Annotated in this window: 12 protein-coding genes; 9 read left to right on the top strand and 3 right to left on the bottom strand. The window is 35.6% G+C overall.

The window, feature by feature from the left end; genetic code table 11:
- The first annotated feature begins 71 nt into the window (after positions 1-71).
- Genes AB1467_06535 through AB1467_06505 form a run of 7 tightly spaced genes read left to right on the top strand, consistent with a single transcriptional unit; the run spans position 72 to position 6271 of the window.
- Positions 72-1058, top strand: coding sequence for a glycosyltransferase (locus AB1467_06535; protein ID MEW6295911.1), 987 nt, complete (start codon positions 72-74; stop codon positions 1056-1058).
- 12 nt (positions 1059-1070) lie between these two features.
- The gene (locus tag AB1467_06530) at positions 1071-1832 is read left to right on the top strand and encodes a class I SAM-dependent methyltransferase (protein ID MEW6295910.1); all 762 of its coding nucleotides are present in this window, start codon (positions 1071-1073) and stop codon (positions 1830-1832) included.
- The gene (locus AB1467_06525) at positions 1829-3157 is read left to right on the top strand and encodes a radical SAM protein (protein MEW6295909.1); all 1329 of its coding nucleotides are present in this window, start codon (positions 1829-1831) and stop codon (positions 3155-3157) included. The genes AB1467_06530 and AB1467_06525 overlap by 4 nt, the downstream gene beginning before the upstream one ends.
- Entirely contained in the window at positions 3154-4563 is a 1410-nt protein-coding gene (locus tag AB1467_06520; GenBank protein MEW6295908.1) for a radical SAM protein, read from the top strand. Before AB1467_06525 ends, AB1467_06520 begins: the two co-directional genes overlap by 4 nt.
- Positions 4560-5249 carry a glycosyltransferase gene (locus AB1467_06515; GenBank protein MEW6295907.1) on the top strand — a complete coding sequence of 230 codons (690 nt, stop codon included), beginning with the start codon at positions 4560-4562 and terminating at the stop codon, positions 5247-5249. The genes AB1467_06520 and AB1467_06515 overlap by 4 nt, the downstream gene beginning before the upstream one ends.
- Positions 5227-5745: a class I SAM-dependent methyltransferase gene (locus tag AB1467_06510; GenBank protein MEW6295906.1), complete on the top strand. Its 519-nt coding sequence runs from the start codon at positions 5227-5229 to the stop codon at positions 5743-5745. The genes AB1467_06515 and AB1467_06510 overlap by 23 nt, the downstream gene beginning before the upstream one ends.
- 1 nt (position 5746) lies before the next feature.
- Positions 5747-6271 (top strand): class I SAM-dependent methyltransferase, encoded by a 525-nt coding sequence (locus AB1467_06505; GenBank protein ID MEW6295905.1) that lies wholly within the window; start codon positions 5747-5749, stop codon positions 6269-6271.
- 81 nt (positions 6272-6352) lie between these two features.
- Here AB1467_06505 and AB1467_06500 read toward each other — a convergent pair whose 3' ends face one another.
- Genes AB1467_06500 through AB1467_06490 form a run of 3 tightly spaced genes read right to left on the bottom strand, consistent with a single transcriptional unit; the run spans position 6353 to position 9202 of the window.
- A complete protein-coding gene (locus AB1467_06500) occupies positions 6353-6691 on the bottom strand; it encodes a DUF2304 domain-containing protein (GenBank protein MEW6295904.1) in 339 nt (112 codons plus the stop codon).
- A complete protein-coding gene (locus AB1467_06495) occupies positions 6688-7344 on the bottom strand; it encodes a glycosyltransferase family 2 protein (GenBank protein MEW6295903.1) in 657 nt (218 codons plus the stop codon). Before AB1467_06495 ends, AB1467_06500 begins: the two co-directional genes overlap by 4 nt.
- 16 nt (positions 7345-7360) lie before the next feature.
- A complete protein-coding gene (locus AB1467_06490) occupies positions 7361-9202 on the bottom strand; it encodes a hypothetical protein (protein MEW6295902.1) in 1842 nt (613 codons plus the stop codon).
- Positions 9203-9363: 161 nt separating this feature from the next.
- On the opposite strand from AB1467_06490, the gene AB1467_06485 reads away from it, so the two are divergent.
- A complete protein-coding gene (locus tag AB1467_06485; protein ID MEW6295901.1) occupies positions 9364-10035 on the top strand; it encodes a 50S ribosomal protein L1 in 672 nt (223 codons plus the stop codon).
- Positions 10032-10874, top strand: coding sequence for a 50S ribosomal protein L10 (locus AB1467_06480; GenBank protein ID MEW6295900.1), 843 nt, complete (start codon positions 10032-10034; stop codon positions 10872-10874). The genes AB1467_06485 and AB1467_06480 overlap by 4 nt, the downstream gene beginning before the upstream one ends.
- The last annotated feature ends 25 nt before the right edge of the window (positions 10875-10899 follow it).

Below are 10899 nucleotides of genomic sequence, written 5' to 3'. Positions count from 1 at the left end.
CTAATTGTGGAATAAAAGATATTTAACCAATAATGTTAGCCCACAATAAAATTGCAAAAACAGGATAAAAAATGAAAGAAAAAGTTTCTGTAATAATCCCGTTTTACAATTCTGAGAAAACCATAGTTAAATGCCTTCAAGGCCTTGAAAGACAGCATTTCAATGAATTCAATGTAATATTGGTAGATGACGGAAGCACTGACAAAAGCCTTGAGTTAATAAATGAATTCGAGAAAAAATCAAGGCTTAAAATTAAAATTCTGAAAATAAAGCATAGGGGCCCTGCAGGGGCAAGGAATTTCGGGGCAAAAAAATCAAAAGCAGGAATAATTGTCTTCCTTGACTCTGACTGCATTGCACCGCAGGATTTTCTTAAAAAAATCTCTGAAGACTTCAAAAAATATTGTGTGGCCGGCGTTGGGGGCACTTACAGGACCTTAAACAGAAAAAGCATTATTGCAAGGTATTCAGGATACGAGATTGAATGGCGCCACAGCAGGCAGCCTGAATTTACTGATTTCCTTGGCTCTTACTGCTGCGCCTACAAGCGAAGCATTTTTTTGGGTTTTAATGGTTTTAATGAAAGTTTCCCTCAGGCCTCAGGCGAAGATCCAGAACTTTCTTTCAGGATTTCAAAGGCTGGCCGCAGGCTGCTGTTTGATAAAAGCATTTTTGTCTGGCACAGGCATCCAAGCAATCTAATTGAGTACCTTAAAAAGCAGTTTTGGAGGGCTTACTGGAGAATGAAATTGTATGCAATTCACCCAAAAAAAATTTCAGGGGACTCTTATACAGGCCTAGAAATACCTTTTGCCCCTCTCTTTGCTGCAGTTTTTGTTTTGGCTTTGATTTTAAGCCCTTTTTACTTTGATGCAATTTATCTTTCCTTGATTGGGTTTTCCTTGCTTTTTGCTTTGTATTATAATTTTTTTGTTTTTATTTCAAGAAAAGAAATTCAGTTAATTCCATTGTCTTTTGTCATAATATTTCTTAGGAATTTGGTTTGGCTTTCCGGTGCCGTATTTGGATTAAAATTGTTTTTTGGCAATAAATTTTAAGGTGCAAAAAAAATGAAATGGCAGGATAAATTGGTTTTATGGAAGAATGACAAAATACAGCCTATGACCCAGCCCGAAGTTGATGTAAGGTATGCTTTGAGCAGGTTTGATTTAGGCAGAAAAATAATAAAGCATCTTTCATTGAAAGTGAAAGGCAAAAAGGTTTTGGATGCAAGCACTGGAACAGGCGGAATTGCCTGTGCATTTGCTGAAGGGGGGGCAAAAGTGTATGGAATAGATGTCAACAAATATTTTTTGGAGATATCAAGGCAGAGATTCAAAGACCTCAAACTGAAACCGCAGGAGCTGAAATTATGGAATGGGAGGAGAATTCCTTATTCCAGCGAATTTTTTGATTTAATTATCTGCACGGACACATTAGAACATGTTCCTGACCATGAGTCCTTTGCGAGCGAAATGTCAAGGGTTTTAAAAAAAGGAGGCAGCATATTTGTAACAACAGAAGCAAGGTATTTTCCATTGTTTATTCTCTGGAATCCACATGACGGCCTGCCTTTCACTATTCTGTTTCCAAGGTTTCTTAGGAAATTCATAGACGAAAAATTGCTCGGGAAAGCCTGTGTGGATTACCATTGGTTTACGGGCTTCAGTGAAGTCAAAAATTTATTTGAAAAACATAATATTCAATTAGAAAAATTTGATTATATTAAAATTGAAGGTTTTAATAAACTTAAAAAGAAATATAAATTGCCAGAGTTTTTAAGGGGCTTCTATAATCTTATGATGATACAGTGTTTGGGCGTGAAAAAATGATAACTTTAGTATATCCTCGAACCCCAGAATTGTTGGCAGGGGGAAGTTCAGCTCCGTTAGGGATTCAATATATTGCATCTTATTTAGCAGCCAATAAAATAAAATCTGAAATAATTGATTTAACGTTTACAAGTTGGAAAGAATACAAGCAAAGATTAAAGCAAGTGAGTCCTAAATTCATAGGTTTTTCAATACAAACCCCCATAGCAAAAAATGGTTTAAGGGCAATTGAAATAGCCAAAAAGATATGCCCTCATGCTAAAGTTATAGTCGGTGGAGCTCATGCTACTGTTGACACAGCTAATATGCTTAAGAATAAACATGTTGACTTTTTAGTAGTTGGCGAGGGCGAAAAGATTTTTTTAAATATAATCAAAGGAAAAATAAAGGAAAGATTGGTTTACGGAGAGCATGTTGAAAAATTAGATGTAATCCCTTTTCCTAACAGAAAATTAATTGATTACGGCAAATATCTAAGGATGAACCATGAAATCGAGATAATGATGTCAAGGGGTTGCCCATACAATTGCATCTTTTGCCAGCCAACTCAAAGAAAATTATTCGGTGATAAAGTTAAGCTGAGAAGCCCTGAAAACGTTGTAGCAGAAATAAAACAAATAATAAACAATTATGGCAGCAATTTTATCTTTTATTTCCTTGATGACACTTTTACATGGAACTTAGATTGGCTAAAAAAATTTTGTGAATCAGTGAAACCATTAAAAATAAACTGGAAGTGTAGCACAAGAGTAAATCTTATTGACAAGGAAAAACTTGAAATGATGAAAGATGCTGGATGCACATTCATAAATTACGGCGTTGAATCAGGCTCTCAGAAAATACTTAATTTTATGAGAAAAGGCATAACAGTAAAACAAATAAAAGAAGCATTTAAAATGACACACAAAGCAGAAATTCTATGTCATGCATTCATCATAATTGGAACTCCAACAGAAACAAAAGAAGATCTTGAAATGACAGTTAGACTCATTAAAGAAATACATCCTGATGGAATACAGGTAAGCATAATGACTCCATTAATAGGCACAGATCTAGAAAAATATTGCCTAGAAAAAGCAATATTAAATATAAAAAGGCTTTCTGATTACCATTATTGCATGAATGATTACCCAATAAGATTAGAAAACCTTACCAAAGAGGATTTGGCTTTCTATAAAAAGAAAATATTTTTGGCATGGAGTTCAACCAAACATAAAAATTACATCAAATACTTTAAGATGTTATCAAAGCCAAGAATGTTTTTGTTATATTTAAATATTTATTTTAAAAGATTTTATAAAAATATTAAATTGGCGGTAAGATGAAAATATTGCTTGCAAATCCCCCTGGGCCATGGCTCAGGTGCAGGTGGGACATTACTGTCTCAAAAAATTCAATGAAATATTTTCCTTTTCCTGTCAGGCTTGCTTATGCTACAGCAGTCCTGAAAAAGAACGGCTATGACGCTCACATTATTGATTCAACAGCAGAAGAATTGAATAGAAGGCAGTTCATTAAAAAATTTAAGGAATTCAATCCAGACATATTAATTTGGGAGACAACTGCTTCCTCTTTTGATTATGACCTGAAAACAATTAAAATGCTTAAAAAATTAAAGCCTTCTCTTATAACTGCTGCGTCAGGCTATCATGCGACCCCAACACCAAGAGAGCATTTGAAGGAAGGCTATGATTATGTTATTGTAGGGGAGTGCGATTACAGTATCTTGGATTTAATTAAATACTTGAATGGAAAATTAAAGAAGATTCCCAAAGGCGTTTATGCTAAAGGCCACAAATTCGTTGCCCGTGAACTCATAGAAAACTTGGATGAATTGCCTTGGCCTGAGAGAGAAGAACTTCCCATGCAAAAATACAATGACCCTAAACTGAACGGCTTTAATGTTGTTCTGGTTTCAAGCAGGGGCTGCCCGAGAGGATGCGATTTTTGCACTGTTCCAGTCTATTACTGCAAGCCAAACTACAGAATACGAAACCCAAAAGATGTTGTTGATGAAATGAATTACTTGTTGGGCAAATACCGGCCAAATGAGCTCTATTTCGATGACGACAGTTTTGCAATAAATGAAAAGCATGCCGGGAGAATATGCAATGAAATAGTCAAGCGGAAGCTGAAACTTAAATGGAATTGCATGGTTGATGCAAAGGTGAGCAATGGGCTTCTTGGATTAATGAAAAAGGCTGGCTGTACTGGAGTTACTATTGGGGCTGAGTCGGCTGACCCCAATGTAATGAAGCATTTCGGCAAGCCAATTACAAGAGAAGATATTATAAGGTTTGTTGAAGCCTGCAGGAAATTTAAGCTGAGGTCTCATGTTTGCTGGGTTTTGGGTCTGCCTTACTCAACAAGGGAAAGCGATCTGAATACAATAAAATTTGCTTTGAATTTGCCTTCTGATACACTGCAGTTTTCTATTTGTGTGCCTTTTCCAGGGACTAAAATGTATGATTGGTGCAAGAGAAAAGGCTATCTTGCTGTAAGTGACTGGAGGAAAATCAAAGGGAATGACAAGAGCATTACTAACCTGCCTTCTTATAGCTGCAAAGAAGTTGAAGGGCTTTTAGATTATGCAGTAAAGCAATGGCACAAAAAAATGCTGTCAAGAAAACCTAAAATAATTTTGTTTCATTTATATAATCTGTACAAGTATTACGGCTTAAAGGGGGTCTTTGGCGTTCCATTAAAAGTTTTGAGGGAGATGGCTGAATGAAAGAAGTTTCTGTTATTGCAGTAGCCAAAAGCAGAGAAGAATTGAAGCCTTTAATCAGTGCGCTTAAGAAGCAGTCATTCCAAGGCTTTGAATTAGTGACATCCCAGAAGAAAGGAATTCCTCAAGCATTAAATGATGCAATAAGCAGGGCAAAAGGAAAGATTTTGGTCATAACCGAAAGCGATGCAATGCCTTTGACAAATACATGGCTTGAGGAAATGGTTGAGGCAGTAAAAAGGCACGGCGAAAAAACAATAATTAGGGGAATTGAGGTAAGGCAGACACCTTGGTGTTGGTCTAACATTGCCTGTCATTCATCTGTGCTTAAAAATAATAAAATGAATGAAAATTTTCCTTTGGCTGAGGATACTGAATTGTTTGCCAGATTAAATAATTTAGGATACAAAGGTCTGGAATTGCCTATTGCGCCTGTTTTGCACGAAAGAAAAAGCAAGGGGTTCTGGAAATCTGTTAATAATAGTTTTGCTTACGGAAGGCTATTGGTTAAAATTAATTTAAAGTACAACAATATTGATTTTAATCCAGAAAAGATTAAAGGGTCCAGCATAATTAAAAGGGAAATTCAGGAAATTTTTTCAAGAATTGCTTTTTTGTGTGGGGCAATTGTTGGTTTCATAGGCCATAATTTGGCAGGTAAAAAAAATGACAGAAAGACTAATAGTTAACATGTTCAATATTAAAAACAAGAAATTGCTTGAGATAGGGTGCGGCGCAGGAAGATTTACAAGAGTTTTGGGCGAAAAAAACAAGGTTTTTCCAACTGACGTAAAAAAATACGAATTGAATGATTTTGTGCAAGCAAGCGCGTTTAATCTGCCTTTTAAAGAAAAGTCTTTTGATGCAGTTTTTGTCGCTTTTGTATTGCATCATTTGAAGGACATAAACAAAGTACTTAAAGAGATTAAAAGAGTTCTAAAACCAAAAGGCACCTATTACGGAATAGAGCCTAATGGAGTAATGTTTTACTTGTATGCATTCATACTTAAGATTTCTGGGGGTTCATTAAACAAGGATGAGAAAGCAATTTACTCAAGCCAAATAAAAAAAATTTTTTCAGAAAATGAGTTTTTTGTGGATATCGATTATGTAGTTCCTTCAATGCCTAAAATAAAAAATAAATTTTTTTCTACTTCAATGATAATAAAAGCTAAAAGGAAATAATATGAAAGAATTTTATGAAAGGATTTGGGAAAAGGATCCTGTTGCCCGCTGGAGCAAAAAAGAAATAAATGAAACAATGGAAATGATAAGGCCTTTCCTTAAAAATGACTGCCTTGACGTCGGCTGTGCGTACGGGCTAATAACAAATGAATTGAACAAAATAGTTCCGGCCCAGGGAATAGACATTTCGCGCACGGCAGTAAAAAAAGCAAAAAAGAATTATCCTCACGTAAAGTTCAGGCAGGGCTCAGTCACAGACATTCCTTTCCCTGGCAACAGTTTCAGCACAATATTCGCTGGCGAGGTTATAGAGCATGTTCCTGACACAAAAAAAATGTTTTCAGAGTTTAGAAGGGTCTTAAAAAAGAATGGAAACATCATAATTATTGCCCCTGAATTCAATTTTTTAAAGAATTTGATAGTAGCCTTATTTTACTGGGAAAAAATTTATGACCCGTTAGGGGAGCACGTGAGGTATTATCCCAAGAAAACCCTCAAGAAAATCTTAAAGAAAAAACGGCTTTGAGCCAGTCTTTGAGTGGAGAGAAAAACATTTTGGCGTAATACCTCGCAGGATGCTTGTGGTTGCAAAAAAATTGTAATTGCTTTATTGCCTTTTCTGTTTCTTTAGCGCCAAGTGCTCTACAACCAGATTGATTTTCTTTTGGTCGTCTCTTGCAATTTTAAACAGGAAAAAAAGAATGAAAAATAATACAATAAATGCTGAAATGAAAAGTAAATCCATGGTTCTCCCGATTCTTAGGGTCTCGATTATTTTCTTGAAGCTTTCAGAAAAGTTTATTCCTATTATAAAGCAGGCCCACACAAAAAGCCATAAAATGAAGTCCATTTGGAGTATCTGTCTTTTTTTGTATGTAATAAAAGCCACGTATATCATTAAAACGCTGAATAAGGTTACTATTATTTGAAGCAGCAGCAAATTCATATAAAGATACGCCACCAAATTATGTTCAAAAAAATCTTTATCCCATCAATAACACTTGTTCCCTTATATTTATCATTGTATGCTGTCTTTATTGGAACTTCTTTAAATTTGAGTTTGTTCTTTGCTATCCTTGCCGCAATCTCTGTTTCCATGCCGTAGTCATTTGAATTCCACATTATCTTTTGCAGGGCTTCTTTTTTTATTGCCTTAAAACCGCACTGGCTGTCTTTCAAATTGATTCCATAGAATATTCTTATTAAAAAATCAATTAAGGCATTGCCGATTGTTTTTGTTTTAGGCATGCCTTTTTTTCCAATCCTTGCACCTAGTACAAGGTCCAGTTTCTTTTCTTTTAATTCTCTAACCATTTTTGGAATTTCTCTTGGGTCGTGCTGCAAGTCAGCGTCAATTAGAACTATGATTTCTGGATTGAATTCCAATGCCTTTTTTACTCCTATTCTTGAAGCAAAGCCTTTCCCCATGTTTGCAGAGTTGGCCAAAACAATTGCGCCTGCCTTTTCTGCTTTTTCTGCTGTCCTGTCAGTGCTGCCGTCGCTGACTACAATAACTTTGCCTGCAAATTTTCTTGTTTCTTTTACAACTTTTTCTATTGCGGCTTCTTCATTTAATGCGGGGATTATTGCAGCAATCAATTTCAAACACCTTTTTTTATCTTAAGCCAAGCGCCCAGAAAACCCTTGCTATATTTTCATTTGGTTGGGAATAAGGTGATGTTGAAGTCCATCTTTTTATGTGTGAGAGGTATTCTGCATTTTCTAATTTAAGGAATGGGTTTAGTGGTGAAGAAAAATTTAGCATTTTTTTTCTGTACATGTATAATAACTTTAATTTAAAGTAATCCTTGTCGTATGAGTTGAATAGCTCTATTATATTTTTTTTCTCTCCTTTTATGATGAAATCAACCTCTTTGGGGCAGCTTTCAATACTAATGCCTTCCAGCATTTTCATGCAGGTTATGTCTTTCGAATCTTCTGCAATCACTGCAATAAAATAAGGGTTATTGATGGCTATTTTCTCATATTTAGAGTTTAGAAATGTAATAAAACTTATCAAATATAAATTCAAATTTTCTGGTTTCTGAAATTTTAATTCTTTCCCTATTTTAAGTAAAATCCATTTCTTGTTTTCAAAATCTTTTGTTACGCCTCTTTTAACTTCATATCCTTTGGAATATTTTTTTTTGTATAATAAAACAAAATCAACCCTGTTTTCGTCTATTAGTGTTTTTAAATAGCCCCCAAAAATAAGCCATAAATCTCGATCGGAAACGCCTTTATTCAAGCTTAGTTGTATTACTTGCGCACCGTAATCACCAGCTATAATTTTGTCTATTTTTCCATCTTTTTTTAGGTGTTCAATTAATTCAAAATCATATTTGTCAATTGCAGGTTTTTGTTGGTATAAACTAAAAGAGTTTGATACTGAAATAAGGAATATTATTGAAACTACAGCAAAAATAATTTCCTTTCTTTTAAGCATCATAATTGTTTTTGAAGAAAAGAATGCTACTGGAAACAAGAAGAATATGAGAATTCTTGAAGCCGGAAAAATCCACAACACAAGGCCTGAGTCGGTGAGCCAGTATGCCTGTGATAAGGCTAAAGGAATTAAAAACCATAATATCATTAACTGAAATTTTTGTTCTGAAATGTTTTTTTTATAAAAATATAACCCAATAAATGCTAACAATATTATCCCAAAAGGACTTGTGACTGAAAGAAGGCTTAAAGGAGAAATCATATCATCATAGAATTGAATTCTTGGCAGTGAATCAAGGATCACTGCCGGTTGCATTTTATAATAATTTTGAAAGAGAACTAAGGGAAGAAAAAAAGCCAGCATTAAAGCAATCATTTTAATTAAGACAAAAAGGTTTTCTGTATTGTTTCTTTTAAATAAATCTATCAACGCAATAATTAAAATTAACCCGATCACTAAAGGGAAAGAAGTGTGAATAGTTGAATAAATGCCTAATGTTATGCCTCCTTTAATCCAGTCCTTTTTAAGGAAAAAATATGCAGTCATCACCATTAAAGCTAAAGCAAAGGTTTGGGGTATTGCCGAAGAAATTGAAGAAGTAACCCCAACACTAATTGTCGAGGTAATAAATGCGGTTGTTAATGCTTGTGTTTTGTTTTTGCTTACAAGAAAAGCAAGCTTGTATGAGAAGACTATTAGTAGGGCGCCAAATATTGCAGTGCTGAGTGCCATTGCTGTTCCTACTGGCAACAGGAAGCTTAATGCAGCATTGATTAAATGGAATCCTTTAGGATAAGAACCAAAATGATTGTAGTCAATATATTTGAAGTCTTTTTTTATTAGTTCAATCCATTTTATGTGTGTTATTGTGTCGGTAACAAGAAGGTATTCTGGTATTGGATGCAAGAAAAGAACAGAGAAAATAATCAGAAAATTTGCTATTATTAGTACTTTAAGAAAAAAGGCTAAGTCTAATTTCACCCTCTTAAATTCTGGCTCTTTAACTTCCATTTATTATTAAGTTGTTGCGAATTCTTTTTTAACTCCTTCTTTTTTAAACCTTGCCCCATAATTATTATGTAAATTTTTCTTGATTTTAATCCGTTACTACTGCTAACTCGGAGAGTTTTTTTGATAAAACTTTTCCCAAAAGTTTTGCAGGAGGTTTTCGATTGGATAAAAAGGAAGTACTAGAAGCATTGCAGAAGGCCCGCGACAAAGGCAAGACAAGGAAATTCAGGCAGTCTGTTGACTTGACAATCAATTTCAAGGGAATTGACTTTAAGAAGGACACCAACAGGATTGACTTGGAGGTAGTATTGCCTCACCAGGAAGCAAAAAAGGTCAGGGCACTGGTTTTCGTGCGCGACAAAGGCTTTGCTTCTTCCCTGAAGGGAATTGTTGAAAGGGTAATAATGGAGAACGAAATTCAGGCCCTTGACAAAAAGCAGGTCCAAGAGCTTGCTGACTCTGTTGATGTATTGCTTGCTGAAGGCCCTGTGATGATTACTGTAGGAAAATTTTTGGGTCAAATTCTGGCTCCAAGAGGCAAGATGCCTAAGCCTGTTCAGCCTGATGTCAAGGCTGTGCAGCAATTTGTTTCAAAGAGTTCGAGCACTACAAGGATTACAAACAAGAAAGGCAAATTCATGCCTGTAATTCACTTGAGTGTAGGCAACGAGAAAATGCCTGACGAGCAATTGGCTGAAAACATTCTTTCAGTTTATGAGGCAGTTGAAGCAAAGCTGCCTGGAAAAAAGCAGAACGTAAAATCTGTTTTTGTGAAACTGACAATGGGCCCCCCAGTAAAGGTTGGCGAAGTGCAGAAAGGTGAAGCACAATGACACGCCATACAAAGAAGTGGAAGCATGCAGAATTAGAGGAATTAAAGCAGTTGGCAGAAAAATACCCTGTAATTGCATTGGCTGACATTTCAAGTTTCCCTGCTGCATTATTTCAGGACACAAGAAAACTGCTTAAGCCCAAGGCAGTAATAAAGGTTTCAAAGGCAAGAGTGGTAAAAAAGGCTTTGAGTGAATCCAAAGTGAAAGGGCTTGGCCTGGATGAAATGATTTCTGGCTCTATTGCAGTAATTTTCACTGAATTGAATCCTTTCGAGCTTTATGCAGTGCTCAAGAAAAACAAGGGAAGCATGAGCGCAAAAGCAGGAATGATTGCCCCATTCGATTTAATTGTCCCGGCAGGAGACACTGGCCTTCCCCCAGGTCCAGCTTTAAGCGATTTAAAGCAAGCTGGAATCAATGCAAGAATTCAAGGCGCAACAATAATGATTCCAGAGGACACAGTTGTCTGCAAGAAAGGCGCAATTGTCTCAAAGCCTGCTGCTGGCACTTTAAATAAATTGAATATTAAACCAATAAAGGTTGGATTGAATTTGATTGGGGTCCTTGAAGGAAAACAAATATTCAAGGCCGGAGTATTAGACATAGATGAAGCAAAGGTTTTCGGGGAATTCAGGCAGGCGCACTTGAATGCATTGAACCTGGCATTGAATTCCTATTATATTACAGGCGAAACAGTAAAGCACTTGCTTTTCAAGGCCTTCATTGATTCCTTGAGCCTTTCACTGAACGCCGGAATTTACAACGAGGAAACAGTAAATGAATTCATCAAGAAGGCAGACATTGAGGCAAAATTGTTAAAGGAGAAAATCAAGGAGTGAAAATTTTTATTAAAATAAAAATGAA

It is taken from the genome of Candidatus Diapherotrites archaeon (assembly GCA_040755695.1).
Taxonomy (GTDB): Archaea; Iainarchaeota; Iainarchaeia; order Iainarchaeales; family 1-14-0-10-31-34; genus JBFMAK01.
Note: the sequence above shows the minus strand (reverse complement) of the source record. Positions and strands in the feature narration are given on the sequence as shown.